The sequence below is a fragment of the Mesorhizobium sp. M1312 genome (assembly GCF_040318115.1).
Lineage (GTDB): Bacteria > Pseudomonadota > Alphaproteobacteria > Rhizobiales > Rhizobiaceae > Mesorhizobium.
Window position 1 is genome coordinate 77,842 of sequence record NZ_JAMYLQ010000003.1, and the last position, 19,394, is coordinate 97,235.

24 protein-coding genes and 1 pseudogene are annotated in these 19,394 nt (G+C 60.0%); 12 read left to right on the forward strand and 13 right to left on the reverse strand.

The genetic code is table 11. From position 1 onward, the window contains the following. Positions 1-290: 290 nt before the first annotated feature. Complete coding sequence (locus NKH36_RS05555; RefSeq protein WP_352957966.1) at positions 291-608, forward strand: hypothetical protein; 318 nt, start codon at positions 291-293, stop codon at positions 606-608. A 10-nt stretch (positions 609-618) separates the two neighbouring features. On the opposite strand, the gene NKH36_RS05560 is transcribed toward NKH36_RS05555, so the two are convergent. Continuing rightward, on the reverse strand, positions 619-915 hold the full coding sequence (locus tag NKH36_RS05560; RefSeq protein WP_352957967.1) for a DUF982 domain-containing protein: 297 nt from the start codon (positions 913-915) through the stop codon (positions 619-621). Here NKH36_RS05560 and NKH36_RS05565 point away from each other — a divergent pair. Beyond that, entirely contained in the window at positions 889-1,413 is a 525-nt protein-coding gene (locus tag NKH36_RS05565) for a metallophosphoesterase family protein (RefSeq protein WP_352957968.1), read from the forward strand. The genes NKH36_RS05560 and NKH36_RS05565 overlap by 27 nt on opposite strands. A 156-nt stretch (positions 1,414-1,569) precedes the next feature. Here NKH36_RS05565 and NKH36_RS05570 read toward each other — a convergent pair whose 3' ends face one another. Beyond that, positions 1,570-2,373, reverse strand: coding sequence for an MBL fold metallo-hydrolase (locus NKH36_RS05570; protein ID WP_352957969.1), 804 nt, complete (start codon positions 2,371-2,373; stop codon positions 1,570-1,572). A 351-nt stretch (positions 2,374-2,724) separates the two neighbouring features. Here NKH36_RS05570 and NKH36_RS05575 point away from each other — a divergent pair, with 351 nt between their 5' ends. From NKH36_RS05575 to NKH36_RS05595, 5 genes are all read left to right on the forward strand, one after another. After that, positions 2,725-3,879, forward strand: a complete 1,155-nt coding sequence (locus tag NKH36_RS05575) for a DUF3182 family protein (RefSeq protein ID WP_352957970.1) — start codon at positions 2,725-2,727, stop codon at positions 3,877-3,879. A 587-nt stretch (positions 3,880-4,466) separates the two neighbouring features. Continuing rightward, positions 4,467-4,688, forward strand: coding sequence for a hypothetical protein (locus NKH36_RS05580; RefSeq protein WP_352957972.1), 222 nt, complete (start codon positions 4,467-4,469; stop codon positions 4,686-4,688). Between the two features lie 311 nt (positions 4,689-4,999). Then, a complete protein-coding gene (locus NKH36_RS05585) occupies positions 5,000-5,218 on the forward strand; it encodes a hypothetical protein (RefSeq protein ID WP_352957973.1) in 219 nt (72 codons plus the stop codon). Between the two features lie 230 nt (positions 5,219-5,448). Next, positions 5,449-5,976, forward strand: a complete 528-nt coding sequence (locus NKH36_RS05590; RefSeq protein WP_352957974.1) for a YciE/YciF ferroxidase family protein — start codon at positions 5,449-5,451, stop codon at positions 5,974-5,976. Positions 5,977-6,204: 228 nt separating this feature from the next. Then, the gene (locus NKH36_RS05595) at positions 6,205-6,840 is read left to right on the forward strand and encodes a LysE family translocator (protein ID WP_352957975.1); all 636 of its coding nucleotides are present in this window, start codon (positions 6,205-6,207) and stop codon (positions 6,838-6,840) included. A gap of 74 nt (positions 6,841-6,914) precedes the next feature. Here NKH36_RS05595 and NKH36_RS05600 read toward each other — a convergent pair whose 3' ends face one another. Beyond that, complete coding sequence (locus tag NKH36_RS05600) at positions 6,915-7,229, reverse strand: hypothetical protein (protein ID WP_352957976.1); 315 nt, start codon at positions 7,227-7,229, stop codon at positions 6,915-6,917. 118 nt (positions 7,230-7,347) lie between these two features. Here NKH36_RS05600 and NKH36_RS05605 point away from each other — a divergent pair, with 118 nt between their 5' ends. Continuing rightward, positions 7,348-7,575, forward strand: a complete 228-nt coding sequence (locus NKH36_RS05605; protein ID WP_352957977.1) for a hypothetical protein — start codon at positions 7,348-7,350, stop codon at positions 7,573-7,575. Then, positions 7,576-8,127, forward strand: coding sequence for a hypothetical protein (locus NKH36_RS05610; protein ID WP_352957978.1), 552 nt, complete (start codon positions 7,576-7,578; stop codon positions 8,125-8,127). It begins immediately after the preceding gene. 84 nt (positions 8,128-8,211) lie between these two features. Here the strand turns inward: NKH36_RS05610 and katE are convergent. Continuing rightward, a pseudogene (katE, locus tag NKH36_RS05615) lies at positions 8,212-10,323 on the reverse strand (catalase). Here katE and NKH36_RS05620 point away from each other — a divergent pair. Then, complete coding sequence (locus tag NKH36_RS05620) at positions 10,322-10,489, forward strand: hypothetical protein (protein ID WP_352957979.1); 168 nt, start codon at positions 10,322-10,324, stop codon at positions 10,487-10,489. The pseudogene katE and the gene NKH36_RS05620 sit on opposite strands and share 2 nt — an antisense overlap. A gap of 185 nt (positions 10,490-10,674) precedes the next feature. Continuing rightward, positions 10,675-11,238 (forward strand): sigma-70 family RNA polymerase sigma factor, encoded by a 564-nt coding sequence (locus NKH36_RS05625; protein ID WP_123148978.1) that lies wholly within the window; start codon positions 10,675-10,677, stop codon positions 11,236-11,238. Here the strand turns inward: NKH36_RS05625 and NKH36_RS05630 are convergent, their stop codons facing one another. Both NKH36_RS05630 and NKH36_RS05635 read right to left on the reverse strand, forming a co-directional pair. Continuing rightward, a complete protein-coding gene (locus NKH36_RS05630) occupies positions 11,239-11,421 on the reverse strand; it encodes a hypothetical protein (protein ID WP_352957980.1) in 183 nt (60 codons plus the stop codon). 434 nt (positions 11,422-11,855) lie between these two features. Then, on the reverse strand, positions 11,856-12,629 hold the full coding sequence (locus NKH36_RS05635; protein WP_352957981.1) for a class I SAM-dependent methyltransferase: 774 nt from the start codon (positions 12,627-12,629) through the stop codon (positions 11,856-11,858). 21 nt (positions 12,630-12,650) lie between these two features. Here NKH36_RS05635 and NKH36_RS05640 point away from each other — a divergent pair, with 21 nt between their 5' ends. Next, complete coding sequence (locus NKH36_RS05640) at positions 12,651-12,848, forward strand: hypothetical protein (protein ID WP_352957982.1); 198 nt, start codon at positions 12,651-12,653, stop codon at positions 12,846-12,848. Positions 12,849-12,871: 23 nt separating this feature from the next. Here NKH36_RS05640 and NKH36_RS05645 read toward each other — a convergent pair whose 3' ends face one another. Genes NKH36_RS05645 through NKH36_RS05675 form a run of 7 tightly spaced genes read right to left on the reverse strand, consistent with a single transcriptional unit; the run spans position 12,872 to position 19,389 of the window. Next, positions 12,872-13,861 carry a GNAT family N-acetyltransferase gene (locus NKH36_RS05645; RefSeq protein WP_352957983.1) on the reverse strand — a complete coding sequence of 330 codons (990 nt, stop codon included), beginning with the start codon at positions 13,859-13,861 and terminating at the stop codon, positions 12,872-12,874. A 9-nt stretch (positions 13,862-13,870) separates the two neighbouring features. Next, positions 13,871-14,935, reverse strand: coding sequence for a glycosyltransferase family 4 protein (locus tag NKH36_RS05650; RefSeq protein WP_352957984.1), 1,065 nt, complete (start codon positions 14,933-14,935; stop codon positions 13,871-13,873). Beyond that, positions 14,932-15,783: a PIG-L deacetylase family protein gene (locus tag NKH36_RS05655; RefSeq protein WP_352957985.1), complete on the reverse strand. Its 852-nt coding sequence runs from the start codon at positions 15,781-15,783 to the stop codon at positions 14,932-14,934. The genes NKH36_RS05650 and NKH36_RS05655 overlap by 4 nt, the downstream gene beginning before the upstream one ends. Before the next feature lie 7 nt (positions 15,784-15,790). Beyond that, entirely contained in the window at positions 15,791-16,723 is a 933-nt protein-coding gene (locus NKH36_RS05660; protein WP_352957986.1) for a glycoside hydrolase 5 family protein, read from the reverse strand. Then, on the reverse strand, positions 16,716-17,477 hold the full coding sequence (locus NKH36_RS05665; RefSeq protein ID WP_352957987.1) for a TIGR04290 family methyltransferase: 762 nt from the start codon (positions 17,475-17,477) through the stop codon (positions 16,716-16,718). Before NKH36_RS05665 ends, NKH36_RS05660 begins: the two co-directional genes overlap by 8 nt. Positions 17,478-17,479: 2 nt before the next feature. After that, positions 17,480-18,286: a sugar phosphate nucleotidyltransferase gene (locus tag NKH36_RS05670; RefSeq protein WP_352957988.1), complete on the reverse strand. Its 807-nt coding sequence runs from the start codon at positions 18,284-18,286 to the stop codon at positions 17,480-17,482. Next, positions 18,286-19,389 carry a CgeB family protein gene (locus tag NKH36_RS05675; protein WP_352957989.1) on the reverse strand — a complete coding sequence of 368 codons (1,104 nt, stop codon included), beginning with the start codon at positions 19,387-19,389 and terminating at the stop codon, positions 18,286-18,288. The genes NKH36_RS05670 and NKH36_RS05675 overlap by 1 nt, the downstream gene beginning before the upstream one ends. Between the last annotated feature and the right edge of the window lie 5 nt (positions 19,390-19,394).

The window sequence follows — 19,394 nt, forward strand, 5'->3', positions numbered from 1 at the left end:
CTCGACTTCGGCATCTGGCGATCTAGGCCGATATCGTCACGGATCCAGTGACCAGGTCATTCACAACGAGGCTTTGACCCCGAGTTTGCGGGCTATGTTAATCGCGGACTTGGACGTGCTTGCTTCAGCCGATACCGGCGCCGCTACCGAGTTTTTCCGGTGGCGGCCAGTCTGCCGCAGGTTGGATGGAACTAAGCTGCAAATCTGCCGTTGGCCTCATCAACGAACATGTGCCAAAGGCGAGACGCATTTCGCAAGCTTTCGCGCAGCGAAGATCGGGGAACCGGAGTATGACCAACATGCCAGACGAAGTGATTGGCGGAGATCGGGCCTTCTCAAGCCGAGACAATACCGACCACGCCGACGAGCGCAGTCCCGATAGTCATCAGAGCAGAAAGGACAAGCGACAGGACCAAGCCGCCGAGCCGGACAAGAACCGTCCGCAAGAGGATCCGGCAGAAGGTTCGCGCGATACGGTCGAACACGAACTGGATAGACAGAAACAGTCGGGTTCGGAGGCGCCTCGCGACGAGGCGAAGCGCGCGCGTGACGATCTGCAAGAGCAGGTCAAGGAAGAGATCGAGTTCCCTGAACGAGGCTCTGCCTGACGGCGCCGGTCTAGATTTGTTCGCCGAGCAGGATCCTCGCGTCCTTGGCCGCGACGATGAACGCTTGGCGCGCCACCCTTGGCGGTTTTTCGCCGCGGACAACAGCAAGGCAGGCTTCGATTGTAGCGAGTCGCGTCCTAAGCAGCACCTCAGCCGCGTCGGAGACAGACAAAACAAGCAAGGTGGCCAGCGCGTGATGGCGCGCTAGCTCATCCCGCTCCAGGCTCGACGCTGCATGCCGAGGATCGGGCTCGTCGCCCGCAAAGGCTGTGAACGACCAATGATCTATTTCACGGCCGACACACATTTCAGCGATCCCCGCATCCTGCGGATCGATCGTCGCCCGTTCGGCTCGCTGGCAGAACACGATCGAACGCTGATTTCGCTGTGGAACGAAACCGTCAACCCAGATGACGAGATCTGGCACCTCGGCGATTTTGCGAAGGGGTCGGCCGAATTCGTTTCATCGCTCCTGTCCTCGCTTCATGGCCGGAAGCATTTGATTATCGGCAACAATGACGGCGCAGCAACTATCGGCGCCGCTGGTTGGGCCAGCACACAGCATTATAACGAGCTGACGATAGACGGCAGGTTGCTGATCCTTTGCCACTATCCTTTTCGCACCTGGAACCAGATCGGCAAGAAATCGATCAATCTGCATGGCCATTCCCACGGCAGACTAAGCCCGGTCACGCGCCAGTACGACACAGGCGTCGACAGCTGGGAATTTCGTCCGGTCACCCTTTCCGCCATCCTTGCAGGCCGACGTCGACGGTCCGCCCGCCGGGATCCTCAACGCAAGTGATCGAAAAGCGCGGGTGATCCCGGCTATTGCCTAGATGTTGGTGTTCATCGTCCCGGTTGAGAAGGGCTTCCGACGCCTAGATTTGCCGCGAACTCTGCATGCAGTTTGTCCTCGTGCCCGAGACAGCGGGGCGAAAAGTGCATCGGCACGGCATGATCAACATCGGCAAGCCTGGGCGATCGTGCCGGCTTCGGCTGCCGTGAGATGGCGCTTCGCGGCGGCCAGCTCGCGATCTTCCTGCAGGAAACCCGCTTCGATAAACAGCTGGTTAGCGCCGTGCGCAAGCGCAACGACACGCGCAAGATTTGCCTCGTTGAATGCGAGATCGGTCGCATAGACGATCCTCTGTCCGGGGCCGGTTCTCAGGGCTCCGGCACCGAGCAGCTCGCCGACCGAGATATGCCGATCCGCGGTTGGGGCGAGCATTGTGCCCGGATCAGCGCCGCGCCGGACCGCACGCTTGGCTTCGCTCAACCAAGGTCCGACGCGCAAACCCAATGCTTCCAGTTGCGGTTTTTGTACATTGACCCGGATCTTTTCCTGAAACGCAAATGCAAGGCATGGAACGCCGTGGTCGAGCATTGCTGCTTCGACACGGAAATCGGGCATATTTCCCTCGGCTGGGTTTGATGCCGTGTCTTGCCGAGCAAAGCCCGACCGCGCCCGAAAGAGGCGGGAATGACGAAATCCGGCCGGCGTCCAGTCACAGGCCGCTATCATGAAGTCGTGGGAATGTTCGTCGAGGAGGTTCCGCGTGTATGCGTTGAGTTTGGCCTGAACGGCCTCGGTCAACCCAGGCGGGCCGAAGAAATGCACCGTTCTATTCCTGTATAGAAATAGCCGCAGGAGCCGATCAAACCCGGCGAAATGGTCCATGTGCATGTGTGAAACGAATACGTGGCTGACGCGCAGGATTTCGCGCGGCCAAAGTGGCGACAGATCACCAATGTCGAAGAGCATCGCCCGGTTGCCGAATCGGAAATCCAGAAGAAGCCCGCATCCGAGAAGGGGTCGTTGACCAGGCGCGGCTGAACCAGCAACGTCACCGAATCCACCCGATACTGTTTCCGAATCTCGCCACTAGGCGCTCACCTTCAGACACGATCTGAACCTGACGTCTATCCCCTAATCGCGCGCTCTGGGTAGCGGTTCCCGACGGATATCGTTCGAAAAGGGCGCAAAAGACGGCGAGCCGGCCAAGCCAGGCTGAACGTTTCTGCCATCTTGCGCGTTCTCTTGAGTCGGAGCGAATAGCGGGCGCGCAACATCGGTAACCCGCGGCCATAACGAGCTAGAACCAGAACGAGCAACATGACCGAGCACAGAGCCAGTAAGCCGAGCGAGGCAAAAGGGACCGTGATCGCATTCTCCGCGCCGGGCTGCGAGCCCCTCTACGCTCACGAACGGGAAGCCATGGCTGCCGTTGCCCGCACGATTGCGGGCCTCAAGGGATTTGCCTTCCGGCAGGGCCTAGGCAACAGCGGCGGCAATGGCGGGTGCTTGTATTTCGTGCCGGACGACAGCTTGCTTGCCACTGATGCGGCACGGCTGGGTATCAACGGGCCGCAGGATCTCTTCGGCGGCGTGGTGCCCTGGCGCTTCGCAATGACCAAGGCGATAACCCATGAACTGGTCGACGACTTGGCCAAGCGACCGAAAGAATGGTCAACCGACTTCGGCAGAACTGTCAGCGCAGCAGTATTGCCTGGCTACACCGTGTTTTCGCGGCACGATGCGCTGCGAGCAGCAGAACGTCTGCTGAGCCTCGGGCCGGCCCGAATTAAACCACCGCTTTCTTCGCGAGGCCAGGACCAGCACATCGTTCGCACGGTTGCTGACGTCGAGAGACTGCTCGAGCGATACCGCTCCCCCGACCTGGACGAGTGCGGTCTGGTGTTAGAAGCGGACCTTCGTGACATCGTCACGGTAAGTGTTGGCAGAACTGAGATCGATGAACTCATGGTCGCCTACTACGGCACGCAAAGGACGGCGACCGATAATGCGGGACAATCCGTTTATGGCGGATCCGATCTCATTGTAGTGCGCGGCGGATGGGAAGCTCTCGACGATCTTCAGCTTCCTCGCGCACTAGCTTTGGCAACGGCGCAGGCGAGGGCCTATGACGCGGCGATGGCTGAATACCCTGGTTTTTTCGCCTCGCGGCGCAATTACGATATCGGCCAGGGCGTCGATTCGTCGGGTACCTGGCGATCCGGTGTGCTCGAAGCCAGCTGGCGCATTGGCGGCAGCAGTACTGCCGAGCTTGCGGCAATAAAAATTATGAAGCAGGACCCGGCCATCCAACTCGTCCGTGCGTCCGCAGTCAAGGAATTCGGCAAGACCAGCCGGCTACCAGTGAACGCGGACGTTCACTTTCAAGGAGAAGACCCCGATGAGGGGCCGGTTACGCGCTATACGGTCGTCACACATGCGACCCGGGAGCCGCCAAGGAAAGCGGCCGATTAAGGTCTTATGCTCGGTGCGATCGTCTTGCACTGTTGGATCTGCCCTGCGCCGTCGATGGTCGCTGCACAACTCTGTGCCATTTGCGCCCGCTTATGAGCGTCAAATTAGGATCGCAAAACGCTTAGGACCAGGGAACATCCGTGGGCGGCTTGAGTTGTTCGGCATAACCCTGAACCCAATTCGAAGGAGGAAAAAGTGATCGAGATTATTTTCTGCTCCTGAGAATGTCGCCGCATTTCGCGTTGCCGGAACCGTGACGGCGGAGGACTACGATAAAGTCATCCCGGCCGTCGAAGAGAAACTGAGCGAATATCAATAGATCGGCATCCTGGCCGACCTTACTGAGTTGGAGGACATGACGGGCGGCGCCTTGCGCCGCGATCTGCAGTACGGCTCGAGCAAACTTGGCGAATTCCACCGCTTCCAGCGTGCCGCAGTAGTGTCCGAAAACAGTGGATCAAGGCAGCTACGGAGATGAGGGGCGCGCTTTTCCCGCAAATCGAAACACGGGTGCTCCAGGCGGACGAAAAGACGGAGGCTCTGGAGTGGGTAACACGTATTCAATAGCGGTATCTAGGAGAGCGGCCATGCCAACCATCTACAACAAACGACAGGATTCGGAGGGCCTGTGGGAAGTCTATGACGAGGAGAGCGAGGAAGCCGTCATCGTTGACGGTTTGCCGCTTTCCGGCCTGGATGAAATCGAAGCCAACGAAGCCATTAGAAAACTCAGGCGGGGTGAGTTGACATCCGACAACATTCCCCCGACGGCCCAGTCTGGCTGGCCTCCGACCAAAAACGACGTATAATGAGTTTGAGGTGTCTCGATCCTCCGTCGTCTTCGAACAGAGAGCCGACCGATTCAGTGTTGCAAAACCGCGAACCGCGTGAGCTGTTGTCCAGAACCGCACTGGCAGCAATTGCAATTATTTGCGCGCTAATTCTTGCTGCGTTTTTCATCGGCTTTGAATACTCGGCCCCTAACGAAGGCGCGCTCGTTATTCCCGGATCGCAACAATCGCCGTGATGCCCTATCGTTGTACATTTCTGACCGAACTCGCCAGACCAGCGCGAGCGAGGTTGCAGGGGCCGCATTTCCAGTGCATTCTCGCTGTCGTCCATGACTAAAGAATATCTCAACCACCAGTTGGAGTGCCCTTATTGCCTGACAATAAGGCTGAGGATTCCGGGCGACGCCGGTCCTGACGACCGGATCTTTTGCGACGACTGCGGCGAGTTCCTGGGTACATGGGACGATCTGCTTACCGATTTTGAGAGGCAGGGCGGACAGGATGGAGTATTCCGTCTCGACAAGGGCCGTATCAGGCGGATCGATTGAGCCGATTGCGCCGCCCGGGCCAACCGGGGGCGCGGGAGCGGCCACCCCGTGAGGCATCGCCTTGCGCATCCGCTCATCAGCTAACCCTTTGCAGCACCTGACCATTCGACCCCGAAGCGTCGGAAAATTTCCAGCGGCTCGAATCGTCAGGGAACTTGTTGCCGGCCGGCGGGGTTATCGGACGCCTTCCTAGTTTGGGAGGCTAGCTCCAACCCCAGCGGGAGACAACCATGCCAACTGCGAAGAAAGCTGCGAAAGCGACAACCAAGGGTCTTGAGGACCTGTTCCTCGACGGGCTCAAAGATCTTTACTACGCCGAAAAGAAAATACTGCGGGCCCTGCCGAAAATGGCGAAAGGTGCGGAGTCGGAAAAAGTGACTGCCGCCTTCGAAAAGCACCGTATGGAAACGGAAGCTCACGTCGATCGTCTTGAGGAAGTGTTCGAGAAATTTGGCAAGGCAGCGCGCGGCAAGACCTGTCCGGCGATCGACGGCATCATTGAAGAAGGCTCGGAGATCCTCGAAGAATATGAAGGTGCCCCTGCGCTCGATGCCGGACTGGTCGCAGCGGCGCAAGCCGTCGAGCATTACGAGATCGCCCGGTACGGTACTCTTATCGCCTGGGCAGAGCAGATGGGAAAGGCCGATGTCGTCGCTCTTCTCAAAGAGACGCTCAAGGAAGAGGTCGCGACAGACGAAGCGCTGACAGGTCTAGGCGAGGGTGGTGTGAACGAACGTGCCCTTCAAGCGGCCGCGTAATTCCTTATGCCGACTTGCGGAGCCCGGCAAGCGATAGCCAGGAGCTCTGCCCCGAAGATGCAAGGGATCGGGCATTGTGTCCGAAATTCTTGAACCGGCCTAACTGACTGGCAGTTGCAGGAATTCACCTGCAACTGCCAATTCAGAGCGCAACGGCAACGGGCCTCTGGGTAAGAATTGGAATCCCTCAAAGACACTGCGCAGGTGTCAGGCGAAGAGAGCAGGATCATGGATCCCGTCTTGTGGATGGCTTTCCTGGGGACAGTTATCTTCATGCAGGCACCGCCCGGTCCCGACAGCCTGCTTGTGACGGCACGCGGGATCTCTCACGGGCGCAGCACGGCTTTTTTCACAGTGCTGGGCATGACTGTGGGGGCGGGGCTTGTTCAATTGCCTCTCCTCGCATTCGGCGTGCCTTCATTGGTCGCGGCCTCGCCGCTGGCATTCAATCTGCTCCGATGGTCTGGCGCCGCTTATCTGTGTTGGCTCGGATTAAGCCTGTTGCGCTCGCCAGCCACGGAAGTTGCCGTCGAAGAGCATCGAAATCTTCGTCCGCTGGCTGCCGCACGAGAAGGAATGATCGCCAATCTCATAAATCCCTGGCCCATCACATTCATGGTTGCGTTCCTTCCGCAATTCGTTGACCCGGCTCGAGGATCGGTGACCCTGCAATTGCTGTTGCTGGGTGGCACGCAAAAGATCACCGGTGTATTGGTGCTAGGCGCATATGCGCTCACGTCTGGTACGCTTGGCGAGTGGATCCTGAAGCAACCAAAGATACGGCTCTGGCAGCAGCGCATCGCCGGCTGTTTCATCATTGGCCTTGGTATTCGCGTGGCCGTGAGTGGCGGAGCGGCCCGTTGAGCCGACCTCACGCGGCTGCCTCTCTTCCTCACAGTCGCTAACCAAAAGGCGGGCCGCTGCCGCCTTCCCATGGTTCAGTTCTGTGTCTCGCCGCCGAGCTTTTTGACATTGCTGCAGAATTCAGGGTGGCTATTGGCGGCGTTGGCGTTTGCCATTTCCTCATCGCAGACTTTTGTCATTGCCATGCGGTCCTCGTCCGTTAGCGCTTTCCAAGCTGCCGTGAACTCGTCGTCGGACCGCAGAGTCGTCATGTTGGAATCCGTGTAGAACGGCTCCATCTTTGCGGGGTCATCCAAGGCAGAGGTGCCCGTTTCGGTGCCTGCCGCAAGAGAAACGCCGCTTACCATAGAAAGCGCCATCGCGCCTAGACAGATCATCTTGTAGCTCATGACAAGACCCTTCCGTTGTTAACTGGTCGCTAATGCAACGACCTACTGGCAAACGGCGTGTTTCAGAAAAGGTTCCTTTCTCACTTGCTGGCAGGGCGCTTGATCGGTGCTTTCTACAATGCTTTCTACAATCGCGATGTCGAGTTCACCTACCTTCGGCCGCCGCCATTATCTCGGCATGGCCTGCCGACGGAACAATGCTGTTCAATTTCGACGCGAAATGACCGCGCCGCCGTTAGAGGACGCGAAGCACGAGAATTCCGGTCATGACGCGATTTTGCCGTTACGCCTGAAATTGGAAGCGAGGCGGCTGACTAAACAAGAGCTAGGCATCAGTGCCGGGTGAATGGAACATCTGCCGACCATTGCCGTTGATATGCTCGTCAGGCGAAAAGGGCTGCATATGTCAAAACTTCAGGCGGTAACTCCAGAGCATTTGCAGCGGCTCAAGCTCGAAGCGGCTGGATATTTTGGTCCGAAACTGCTCCACGAAGCATTATTGCGTCTTTGCCAGGCCTGCGGAAGCGATAGCCTTGACCGGTTCGAGAAGGCCATGGTCGATCAGATCGAGGCAATGCATGATGAGAGGGCGGATTTCGAGACCATGAAGGAATTTGCCATCGAACAGCTTTACGCCTGCGTTCGCGAAGTCAGTTGTTCGCCCAAAATGAAACAGCCGCTGGAGGAAGCGCAAACCCGAAGGACGCCTGGTCGGTCGGAAGAGCCGAAAACCTTGGAAGACCAGTTGCAGGCCGGGCTTGAGGATTCCTTTCCCGCGAGCGACCCGCCTGCCGTGGTGTCCACAGCGATCACCGGCGGGGCGAAAAAGCTGGTCGGGACTGACGAAGTCCTGAAAAAGCAGCGACAGGAAGCGGCTAAGAACAACGACCGGTCATAGACGGCCTGGCCCGAGCGACGCGGCTGCTTCCGGTTCGCAAGGTTGCGGTCAACCATGCGAACCGGTGCTCAGCATGCGCCGGCGTCAGAGCTTGACGGCCGCCTCTCGCGCCCACAGCCGCAATTTCCGGCATGCCTGGACAAATTCCTCAGCCGCCTCTTGTGAATCCAGCCTTTTCAGTCCTTCATCGGCATCCGCATCGACACCTGCCCTGGTCAGGAGTGGCTCGGCTTGCGACGTGAACCCGATGAATTTGCAATGCGCGAAGGCGTCGGAAACGAAATCCTTCGCGGCGGCTTCCTTGGCAAGGAGTTCGGCGCCCGGTTCTGACAGCATAAGCACGACCGCGTCGAACAGGACCGATGGTCCGCCGTCAATCATGTGCTTCGCTTCGATGTGCCTGCCATCGGCCGCACTGGCGCCGCCGATCTTTGCGGCGACAACCTCCATCACCGCGCCTTCCGTTTCGATCGACGATCTGAGATGCTCGAACAGTGCAGTATCCACGCCGTCGCTGACCAGTACGCCGACCTTGCGGCCTCTGAAGCTCTCCGGTCCGTTTTCGATGATGCTGAGCGCCGGCGAGGGCTCCAGGTCGTCTCGCGGCGGCACGGCAGCGGCCGCCGGACTTGGCATCTTTCGAATGCCAAGCTTGTCAGCGACGGTGGCCGCCAGCGCCTCATCGATGTTGAGCAGATGGGAGACCATTCGTTCGCGGATTGCCGGCGTCTGGACCTTGCTCAGCTCGAATGTCAACGCCATGGCGATGTGACGTTGTTCCGGAGGCGTCTGGCTGTTGAAAAACAGCCGCGCCTGACTGTAGTGGTCGGCAAAGCTTTCCGCCCGCAGCCGCACTTTCTGGCCCTGTTCTGCATCGGCAAAGGAACGGAAGCCGTGCTGGGGATCTTCGCGCGGACCCATGCCCTACGAATTCGGCTCATAATTGGCACGGCCTGCCGGGTTGCGCATGGCCATGTGCCCGTCCTGCTGAAAATGTGCAAACGGGCATTTCGGTGCATTGATCGGAAGGTGGGTAAAGTTCGGGCTGCCGAGCCGCTTCAGTTGGGTATCGAGATAGGAAAAGTTGCGCCCCTGCAACAGCGGGTCATTGGAAAAATCAATACCGGGCGGCACGTTTTGCGTCATGAACGCAACCTGTTCGGTCTCGGCGAAGAAGTTGTCCGGCATGCGATCCAGCACCAGTCGTCCCACGGGGATCGGCTCGAGGATCTCTTCGGGAATGATCTTGGTGGCGTCGAGGACGTCGAAATCGAAGCTGTCCGCGAAGTCCTGATCGAAGAGCTGTACGGTAAGTTCCCATTCCGGGAAATTTCCGGACTGGATCGCCTCCCACAGGTCGCGGCGATGGAAATCCGGATCGGCGCCATTGATCTTGACGGCTTCGTTCCAGACCACCGACTGCATGCCAAGCTTTGGTTTCCAGATGAATTTGACAAAGGTGGATTCGTCGTTCGCGTTGACGAAGCGAAAGGTGTGGACGCCGAAGCCCTGCATGAAGCGGAAGGAGCGCGGGATCGCACGATCCGACATGATCCACATGATCATGTGCATCGATTCCGGCATCAGGCTGATGAAGTCCCAGAAGTTGTCATGCGCTGTCTGGGCCTGCGGGAAATCGCTGTCGGGTTCCTGCTTGGCGGCATGGATTAGGTCGGGGAACTTGATAGCGTCCTGGATGAAGAAAACCGGGATGTTGTTGCCGACTAGATCCCAATTGCCTTCCTTGGTGTAAAGCTTGACGGCGAAACCGCGCACATCGCGGGCCAGGTCGAACGAGCCTTTGTTGCCGGCGACTGTCGAGAAGCGCACGAAAACCGGCGTCTTTTCGCCAGCACGCTGGAAAATGTCGGCGCGCGTGTATTTGGCGAGCGATTCATAGGTTTCGAAATAGCCGTGTGCGCCGTAGCCGCGAGCATGAACGACCCGCTCAGGAATCCGCTCGTGATCGAAATGGAAGATCTTGTCACGAAAGTGGAAATCCTCGATCAGCGACGGCCCACGCTGGCCGATCTTGAGAGTGTTCTGATCGTCCGAGACAGGCGTTCCGAGCGCAGTGGTCAGGCCAGGCGTCTCACCTCCCGCCCTTTGGTGAAGCTCACCGCCGTTTCCGCGCTCGACATTTTGGTCGAGACTGCTTGCGGTTCGAGTTTCTGAACGCTGCCGGGACTGGGCCATGATGTATCGCTCCTCGATGGATGAAAGCCGGGGATACCGGCTCAAGCCCGTCGAACTGCCGGTGCGCAGCTTTGTTCCAGCAAAAGGACTGGCGCCTTTTGCTTGCGGACAATGGCGAATTGCCATCGCTGCCTGCCCAATGAGGCGGACACTGGCCGTGTTCTAAGCGTGCGGGACGCGCCGCAAAAGGAACTCAGCCGCACGTACGGGGTACGCGTTCGCCCATTCGAGATTTTCTAGCAACTTATTTCGATCTCCGGAACGATCCAAACCTTCATGCATTTAGCTAGGTCTGCGTTTATCAACTCATTCTTGCTGGGAGCTGGACCATTGTCCTCGAGGGGCTACCCCTTGGCCAACCAGGAAACGGATGAAGTTTCCATCGTTGACCTGATACCTGCCTTGCGAGCCTTCGCCCGCACCTTCTGCCGTGTTCCTGACGACGCCGATGACCTGGTCCAGGAGACGTTGACCAAAGGACTCGCCAACATCGATAAGTTCGAGCCGGGAACGCGTATGAAGTCGTGGCTCTTCACCATCATGCGCAACACCTACTATACCCACATCAAGGCGGCCGACAGGGAAAAACCCGGCCTGCTTGACTGTGCCTCTCTGATCCCGATTTCGGAAGCGACGCAAGAGTGGTCCGTTCAGAGCAAGGAAGTCCATAGCGCGGTCCAGAAGCTGCCGGAACATCAGCGCGAGGTCCTGATGCTGATCGGGGTTCTTGGTGTCAGCTACGAAGAAACCGCCGAAATATGCGGTTGCGCGGTGGGAACGGTAAAAAGCCGCCTTAACCGAGCGCGCGCCAGCGTGCTGGAATACCTCGGCGAAAGTTCGTTGCAGACATTGGTGGAAAGACGCAATCATCTGTCCGAAGCACAGGGAAACTTCGCAGTCGACAGGCGTCGATAGCTAGTCTTCTTTCTTTGCGTTGCACCGACGCTTCTCGACAAGCGCGTTCTGCAATTGAACCGCGAGGTTGGTCAACCGGTCGGGGACCTTTTCCTGCTCGATGGCGGTCAGCAGAGATGCAATCTTCCGGTCTATTGCCAGCCGGAGTTGCGGGCTGATTGTATCGTCGCTCGAGCGAGACATAGTGTTCTCTTAATGAATTGATCCCTTCACCAGTGTGGTGACACCAATCAGAGTTTGCAACGATTGCCGCGCCGTCCTCACAGCCAGCGCCGTCCCTTGCACAGCATTGTTTCGAAGCCGCTGGTCTCGTCGGGAAAGCCTATGCGTTCCCCTCGGTTCCTTCGGGCAATATTAACGGGTGCGCTCGACAACTCGACTCCGGCGACCTCAGCTGGCCACTGGTCATGATTGGCGTCTGCGGTTGCAGCAGCAGTCTTAAGAGAGCCGATCTGCGGCGTGATACTGATCGGAATTGATCCGATTGCCATCGAGCCGGCGTCGCTCGGTACTTTTGGCCTCTGTTGGACAAAGCCGCGTTTCCTCGACCTTGTGCTTTTGGCCAACCGGTCATCGCGCCGGCGCCAGAGCCTTTACCCTGGCGGCAGAGATGATGTCTATCTCGCCGCCGAATGCCATCTAGTCCTCCTTCGGATTGTGGGCACCCACAGGTGCCTTTTCTCTTTGAGGCCCGAACAATTATTGGGCCGTAATGTTCCGTCGGATGCCATAAGAAGAAAGGCATTGCCATCCCACAGGCGGAACGGATTCTCGCCGTCAACCACGACTTGCATGCCGTGGGCTTCGGCGAGGCGGTGAACATCAGCACGATCCAACGCCGGCGATCCGCGATAGGAGTAGTTCAGAAGTGCTGCCATGCCTGACGTTTTCAGAACACGCGCAATTTCCTTGAAATGCCGCTCCGCCAGGCCAGCCAGCACCAGATAGGGGAAACTGTCGACAGCCAGCACGCAATCGAAGCTTGCGTTGCTGAAATCGGCAAGATCGAGACCAGAGGTCAGTCGCAGCTCCACATTGCGCAGCCCGGCACATCGCCGGCGAGCGACCGAAATCATCTCTAGGGATATGTCGATGCCGACGATCCGGTGCGCTGCATCGGAGAGCGCGCTTTCGAAACGCCCGATGCCGCAACCAATGTCCAGTATGTCCCGGCCGGCGCCGATGAAGCCTTGCCTTCCCAACCATACGACGATCTCGTCGGTGGCGGCGGTGAGTCTCTCCTCGTCTCCTAACGAAGACAGCTGAACGCTCGCCGCCAAGGAAATCATCGCCGCGGCATCGAAGCCGGAGGCCAGCCGCCGGACGACCGCGGCATCCGTTTCCTCCTCATTACGCTCATGGCGAACGGCCGCACCTGTTTCGCGCAGCATGGCAAAGATATCAGGCCTGTGATGAAGCAGCTCGGCAATCCGCTCCAGCCTGTCTCGGTTGCGAAGGGCGGCTGCGCACATATCCAGCGCCACTTCGGCCAGTTCTGCGGCATCGATCCCCGTCTCGAAGCGAAGCGCCAGCCTAGCAATGATAGCTTCGACGCAGGCATTGTCGGCCATGCACTCCTCGATCACCATTCTTGCGGTCGACGCCTGTGACGATGGTTTTCGTCCAGTCGTGCTCATCGAGCCATGCTCCGCGTCCAGACCTTTCGCATTGTCCATTGGTCGACCGCGCCCCAGCCATATTTGTAGGTCTCCTGGCCGCGCAGGAAGTCGAACTCCCGCGCCCCTTCACGAGCCGCCTCGGCAATCGCGTGACCGATCAGGATTGCGCCGGGGCTTTCCTCGGCATAGGCCGGATCAAAACCGCCAAGGTAGGCGTAGGCGCGGTGGCGATGATGAAATCCGTAGTAGGCGCCGACGATTGCATCATCGATAGCAACAAGCCAGCATCGGACAAGACCCTGTGCGGCAAGCAGGGGAAGCGCCTGCCGATGGAATTCTTCCGCAGCCGGATCGGCCAGAACTCCGTCGCCACGCCCGGCCCAACGCGCGCCGTGAAGGCGGATCAGGTGATCGAGGAATGTTTTGGGATCGGCTTGCGCCGGTATGATGGAGACGCAGCCGCGCCTGCATGCGGCTTTGTGTGCGCGGCGCAACTGGCGTCTTCGCCGCGCTGGAATACAGACCGCAAGCGCATTGTCACCAGCGATCGGGAGCACGGGACAAGCGGCGTGGTCGGCTAGTTGACCCGCCTCCAGCGCAGGGTGCGTAATAGTGAGACCCGCACCACCCGCCGGTAGGTCCGATAAGATCCATTGCGACCACGCGATCGCAAGAACCCGGTCGGCGATGGCGGCCCCGACAGCCGCTTCGATCCCGGGGAAACACAGGACCTCGAGATAGTCGCTCAACGAAATCCCGACCGGAAGCAGTTTCGAACCGGAAGTTGTGTGTTCCAGGTAAAGTGGCGCCAATCCCACCAGATCGTCGCCGCGCCAGACAGCGATCGTCGCCAGTTCTCCGGGCGCGAATGTGCGCCACCAGGGCACGAGCCAAGCGGGGGATTGAAACGGCGTCGCCGTCCGGCTGTGCGCCCAGAGCTCCCGCCAGCGCGGCGCCAGGGCCTCAAGAGCGGCCGGATCGTCGATGATCTCTGAGCGGAGCATGAAAACCGCTCACTGCACTGCCGCGAGGCGCCTGCGGCCGGCACCAAGCCCTGCCAGCGCTTGGTAGGCATCCATGTAAGACGAAATCATTTGGTCGAGCGAAAAGCGGCGCCGCGCCTCGGCCCGGCATATCTCGGCATCCAGGCTGGATGCTGCGACGATGGCCTGCGCCATCTCGTGGACGTCATTGACCAGAAAGCCGGTCTTGCCGTGTTCGACCACGTCCGGCAGCGCGCCGTTGGGAAAGGCCACGACCGGCGTGCCGCAGGCCAGCGCCTCCATCGCGACAAGCGAGCTGGTTTCCGCGGCAAGGCTGGGGATGACCAGGCAGCGGGCGGCGTTGAGAAAGCGCCGTTTTGCCGTGAAGCCGAGCGGACCGAGGAAGCGGCGCCGCTTGTCGAGGCGCGGCTGGACTTCGTCACGAAAGTACACAGTGTGCGTTTCATAGGGGTAGACCATGCCGCCGATGACCAGCGGCACACCAGCCTTTTTGGCCGCGTCCAGTGCCAGGTGGATGCCCTTTTCCGGGCAAATGCGGCTGAGCACCAGCGCGAAGTTGCGCTTGGACTGCCGGGCGCTCAGCGCGTCGATATCGACGCCGTTTGGAATGGGCGCAACCAGTCTGGCGCCCGGCGGCGCGGTCCTCTGTTGGGCCACCGAGACGGCGTGAAGCCATAGATCGTCACGGACCGTGCGCAAGGCTTCGGCAGGATACCAATCGAGCGGCAGGTGCAGGCTTACAAGCGTCGGGCCATCATCAGGCAGATAGGCATCAAAATCGATGCCGTGAAGATGAACCACGTCGATCGGCCAACGGGCGCGTGCGGATTCTATCGCTTCGCGGTGGGAGCGCTGTGCCCGTTTTTTCGCCGCATCGTCGAGCACGCCTGGTTCAGCAGGTGTCTCGATGAGGACGCCCGCTGCTTTGGAGCCCTGGCAACCGATCACGATGGAGCCGTGTCCCGCGCGCACGAGTGCCTGGTCGAGCATCGACAGCACCTGCTCGGCACCGCCGACCGCATCCGGGCCGACTGGCGCGAGAGGGTAGGCGACGTTCAGGACGGTGAGGGTCATGGCCGGTCGAGCCCAAGCTCCTCATGTGCAGCGGCCGCGGCGTGAAGCCAAACCGCCGGCCCGAAGCCGAGCGGCAACGCCTCGTAATAAAGCTTGCCGTTGTTCGGCAGCGCCAGGAAATCATAGTCGGGCGCCACCCGGAAGCGTTCGACGCGCGCCGTAAACGGCTCCAAGGTCCGTTGCTGTGTCCGGTGGCAGGCCAGCATGCACCGCTTCCGTTGGAAAGCCGCTTCCGTAAGATGCAGTTCGATGCACTCACTGCCGGAATCGGTGCTGAAATCCTGAAGGATCGCACCCTCAGGTCCGGCCGAATAGAATGCCATTTCAACGATGGCCGGCGCATGGCGTCCGTCGCGGCGGAGCAATTGGCAGGCAGCATGGACGGCAAAGGCGGTCGCGTCATGATCAGGGTGACCACCTTCATAAGGATGCGTACAGACGAAGCTGACATCACGATCGGCCAAGAGGCCGGTCAGCTCCCGTACGAGCGATCTAAGATCTCCGGCGGCTTGCTTGTCGGGATAGCCGAGGCTGATCAGGGCCGTCGACGGCAAACCCGCTGCCGCCACCGCCGCCTCCAACTCGCTATGGCGGGCGTTGGCGTAGCCCTGCCACGTCTCGAAGCCGTATGCTCGCGCGTCGTCAAGGTCTCGCGGCGCACCATCAGTGACATGAACGATGCGAGATCCGCGCAATCCGGCAAGATGCCCGCCGATGCCGATGGTCTCGTCGTCTGGATGCGCGACAACGATCATGATTTCAGCACCGTCAGAGCCGTGCGGGGCAGCGCCTGTCAACAGGGCCGCGAATTCGGCAAGCGTTCCGGATCTGTCAGGTGCGTGTTGCATGGCTCACTCATGCTGCCGAAGCCCGCACGGCTCTGACCGGCGAGGCAGCCATGGCGGGAGCGTAGCGGCGGGTCATCATCGCGCAAAACTCGGCAAATTCCTCCGGCACTAGCGGCGGACTGGTGTGATGCGGCATCACTCCGCGGTGCTCTGGAGTGAAGCAGAAGGTGATGGTCACGTCGAAATCGGCAAGTGCTTCCATCTGCCGGTCGTACCAGTCCAGCGCATTGGGCCTGAAGCTGTCGGCCCAGGAAAGCCCGGTGCGCAGATTGGTGACGCCCAGCCGTTTCATCCAGGCGACGGCGTCGTCCAGCCGGGGATCTTCAAAGTGGAACCATTGCACCAGTCCCATTTCGGGCGTGTAACGCAGGAATTCCTCGAGCGCGGGTTTGGGCGTTCCGTCTTCGCGTAGCAGGCCCATGTAGAAGTGGCGATAGTAGGAGGAGCCTTCCGCCTCGCGATGACGCGTCGTTGCCCCCCATTCGCGCGGAAGATCATAGAGGCTGTACCATTGTACACGCGAGGCATTGCCGAGCAGCAGTTCGGCGCTCCTGCGCAAACCCCACAGCTGTACCTCCTCGGCCCCGAAACTCGACACACCAACTTCGCTGACCCATACGGGAAGCTCGGTGACGCTCGAAATCTCGCCGATCTTCTGGGGCCATTCCTGAAGCTGCCAGAGATTCCAGTCAAGCGGGAAGCCATGCACGGCGACGGCATCGACATGATCGAGCACCCCGTACCCCTTCATGAGCGCCATGAAATCGGCATCGATCGGCGAAATGCCGCCCAGGATCTTGGTCACGGCGGGGTTTTCCGATGCGATCGCATCGGCTGCCAGTATTGCCATATTGGCGAAGCGGCTCCAGTCGGGGTCGAGTTCGGGATCCCAGTGGGACTTGTTGTTCGGCTCGTTCCAGATCATCGCGGCTTCAATCATGAAGTTGTCCTTTCGACGGGTAGACGGCGCCGCCGCCGGCCGGCTCATCGGCGGCGCGGCAGAAATAAACCTCTTGTTCCGGGTGCAGCACGATCTCGAAGCCGGCGCTGCGCAGCATCGCTTCGGTGCAGGCGCGATTGGGAATCCACCAGTTGGTCGGGTCATCGGCATAGCGATGTTCGACGAAATGCAGCTTCGGAAACTCCGGCCGATCGAACAGATCGTGTGTCCAGAAAGGATAATTCTCATCGAGTGCAGGCAGTTCGGTGCTGCCGCGCTGCATGGACTGGAAGATCATCAGGTCGCCGGCGACGTGCTCCCGGATCAGATCGAGAGCGAGCAGAGGGTGGCGCAGGTGATACAGCACACCCATGAACAGGACGATGTCGAATTTCTCCTGCAGCGCGCCGACGTCGTAGACCGACAGCTGCTGGAATTCGATGTCGCAGTCCGCGATTTCGGCGGCGAAGCGCGCCTGCGCCAGATACGCTTCATCGAAATCGATGCCGAGGACGCGGCCGGCGCCGCGTCGCTTCATCTCGATCGAGTAGAAGCCGGCGTTGCAGCCTATGTCGAGCACGGCCTTGCCGGACAGATCGGCAGGAATCGCCTCGGCGAACTTGCGCCATTTGATCAGCGGGTAGTTGCCGAGGAAATGGTCGGGGGCGGTTTCGACGCCTGCCAGCTCCATATTGTGGAACCACGGGCCAAGGGCATCGATGCGGCGACGGATTTCGGCGTTCGAATGCAGCATGGCTAGCCTCCTTCACCTGGATGGCTTGGTATCTGCGACTGGCCTCGCAGCACGAACATGAGGTTTTTCGGGTCCTCCAACACAGTTTCGTTGTTCTCAAGCAGCCGAAGTGCCGTGCGGTAGCCGTTGAAAGTGCCGACGTCGACATAGGCGGCGCCTGCCTTGACGCCGTAAGCCTCACCGCCGGCCGCCAAATAGGCGTTGATGAGCGTACCGACGTACTCGTCGCTTTGATCCCGCTCGCGCCAAAGTGCGGCAAGCTGGTGAAGTATCCGGCCCGGCATCTTGAACGCGCCCCAAATCCAGTTCGATGCGGCGTCTTGTTGCTTGACCTGGATTTCCGTCACGCGGTCGCCCTGGTCGAGAACGACGGCATCGAAGAGTTCGGGGTGATCCACCGGGAAGAGTAGAAACGACAGCCGGTCGTCCGGCAGGCGGCAAAATCCATCTTCCGGAAACCAGATCGTATCGGGCAGGCCGATCAGAACCGTCTCGTCCGGTGCGACGAGCGGTGCGGCGCGGAAGATCGCATCGCAAAGGCCGACGGGGGTCGGCTGTACGACGAACAGTGCGGCGGCGTTGCCGTAGCCGGCGGCGTAGTATTCGAGGATGTCCGATTTGCCCGATCCGATGACGAAGCAGATTTTGTCGACACCGTTGCGCACCATGCGACGCACCAGATATTCGCTCACCGCGCACGGGCGCTCGGTCTGGCCGTCGATGCGGCTACCGACCGGCAGGAGCTCCTTCGAGAAGCCGAGCGGTTGAATGCGGCTGCCGCGGCCAGCGGCGGGCACGATGCCCAACATCAGATTGCTTCCTTCAACGGCTCGCTCGCCGTCGAGCCTTGCAATGCATCGGACAGGAGGCGGTCCAGTTCCCTGGCGCGCTGCGCAGAGGTGTGTTCGTCCAACACCCGCTCGCGCGCACGGCGCCGGATTGCGTCAACTTCGCTGTCGGACAAGCAGACTGCCGCAACGACGTCGTCGGTGGTATCCGCAAGGATGATCTCGCTGCCGGGTTGGAAAAAACTGCTCAGCCCGGGCCAGGTGTCGCTCACGATAGCCGCACCGCAGGCTGCCGCCTCGAACAGCCTGCCCGAAGGACACCAGCCCCTCTTGGCCATCGCCTCGCGGGTCACGTTCAGCGTCAGACGCGATGAGCAGAAGAAGGCCGGATGATCCGCAGGCGGAAGGTGCCTGACAAAAAAGATGTTTTCGCCCCACGGAAATTCGTGCGGATATTGGGCGCCGCCGATGACGAAGCGGTGGTCCGGCAGGCGCGCTGCCGTGCGGACCAGCAGCTTTTCGACTCCGGCCTGGCGATCCGCGGCATAGGTTCCGAGATAGGATAGATCCCCGGCAAATTCGGGCCGGGGCTCTGCCGGCCGGTGTCGCTCGGGATCGACATGGCCGTAGAGAGGCAAGACAAGACGGGCACCCAGCAGTGTTTTAAGCGCGTCGATTGCAGTTCCGCCCGTATAACTTAGGACGAGGTCGAAATTGCGAAGGCCTTCAGGCCCGTAATACGCCGGTCGAAGACCTTGTTCGATCCGGGCGAGCGTGACCGGGGTGTCCAGATCGTAGAAAGCTTTCAGCCCGCGACAGGCCTGCTGCGCCAGGCGCGATGCCTCCACGGCGTCGGGGCAATAGGACGTGACGATGACGACGTCCGATTCCCCGATAGCCTGTTCCGCGACATGGCGAATGTCCTCCCAGTCCGGATAGAGAACGACATTGCCGCCATCGAGATGGTCAAGGTCGCGCGCGCCGGCATAGTATGGCGTGTTGCGTTCAAAGAAGGTGACGGACCAGCCCAGCCCGCCCAGCGCCCGGATCAGGCCGCGCCACAGCGTCGCGTGTCCGTTTCCCCACGAGGAGGTGACGGTGAGACCGAAAATGACCATTCGCATCCGGC

Coding starts and splice junctions, on each gene's coding strand:
- NKH36_RS05555 (WP_352957966.1), top strand. CDS start 291: ATGACCAACATGCCAGACGAAGTGATTGGCGGAGATCGGGCCTTCTCA.
- NKH36_RS05565 (WP_352957968.1), top strand. CDS start 889: ATGATCTATTTCACGGCCGACACACATTTCAGCGATCCCCGCATCCTG.
- NKH36_RS05560 (WP_352957967.1), bottom strand. CDS start 915: ATGTGTGTCGGCCGTGAAATAGATCATTGGTCGTTCACAGCCTTTGCG.
- NKH36_RS05570 (WP_352957969.1), bottom strand. CDS start 2,373: ATGCTCTTCGACATTGGTGATCTGTCGCCACTTTGGCCGCGCGAAATC.
- NKH36_RS05575 (WP_352957970.1), top strand. CDS start 2,725: ATGACCGAGCACAGAGCCAGTAAGCCGAGCGAGGCAAAAGGGACCGTG.
- NKH36_RS05580 (WP_352957972.1), top strand. CDS start 4,467: ATGCCAACCATCTACAACAAACGACAGGATTCGGAGGGCCTGTGGGAA.
- NKH36_RS05585 (WP_352957973.1), top strand. CDS start 5,000: ATGACTAAAGAATATCTCAACCACCAGTTGGAGTGCCCTTATTGCCTG.
- NKH36_RS05590 (WP_352957974.1), top strand. CDS start 5,449: ATGCCAACTGCGAAGAAAGCTGCGAAAGCGACAACCAAGGGTCTTGAG.
- NKH36_RS05595 (WP_352957975.1), top strand. CDS start 6,205: ATGGATCCCGTCTTGTGGATGGCTTTCCTGGGGACAGTTATCTTCATG.
- NKH36_RS05600 (WP_352957976.1), bottom strand. CDS start 7,229: ATGAGCTACAAGATGATCTGTCTAGGCGCGATGGCGCTTTCTATGGTA.
- NKH36_RS05605 (WP_352957977.1), top strand. CDS start 7,348: ATGCTTTCTACAATCGCGATGTCGAGTTCACCTACCTTCGGCCGCCGC.
- NKH36_RS05610 (WP_352957978.1), top strand. CDS start 7,576: ATGGAACATCTGCCGACCATTGCCGTTGATATGCTCGTCAGGCGAAAA.
- NKH36_RS05620 (WP_352957979.1), top strand. CDS start 10,322: ATGATGTATCGCTCCTCGATGGATGAAAGCCGGGGATACCGGCTCAAG.
- NKH36_RS05630 (WP_352957980.1), bottom strand. CDS start 11,421: ATGTCTCGCTCGAGCGACGATACAATCAGCCCGCAACTCCGGCTGGCA.
- NKH36_RS05635 (WP_352957981.1), bottom strand. CDS start 12,629: ATGCTGCGCGAAACAGGTGCGGCCGTTCGCCATGAGCGTAATGAGGAG.
- NKH36_RS05640 (WP_352957982.1), top strand. CDS start 12,651: ATGAAGCAGCTCGGCAATCCGCTCCAGCCTGTCTCGGTTGCGAAGGGC.
- NKH36_RS05645 (WP_352957983.1), bottom strand. CDS start 13,861: ATGCTCCGCTCAGAGATCATCGACGATCCGGCCGCTCTTGAGGCCCTG.
- NKH36_RS05650 (WP_352957984.1), bottom strand. CDS start 14,935: ATGACCCTCACCGTCCTGAACGTCGCCTACCCTCTCGCGCCAGTCGGC.
- NKH36_RS05655 (WP_352957985.1), bottom strand. CDS start 15,783: ATGCAACACGCACCTGACAGATCCGGAACGCTTGCCGAATTCGCGGCC.
- NKH36_RS05660 (WP_352957986.1), bottom strand. CDS start 16,723: ATGATTGAAGCCGCGATGATCTGGAACGAGCCGAACAACAAGTCCCAC.
- NKH36_RS05665 (WP_352957987.1), bottom strand. CDS start 17,477: ATGCTGCATTCGAACGCCGAAATCCGTCGCCGCATCGATGCCCTTGGC.
- NKH36_RS05670 (WP_352957988.1), bottom strand. CDS start 18,286: ATGTTGGGCATCGTGCCCGCCGCTGGCCGCGGCAGCCGCATTCAACCG.
- NKH36_RS05675 (WP_352957989.1), bottom strand. CDS start 19,389: ATGCGAATGGTCATTTTCGGTCTCACCGTCACCTCCTCGTGGGGAAAC.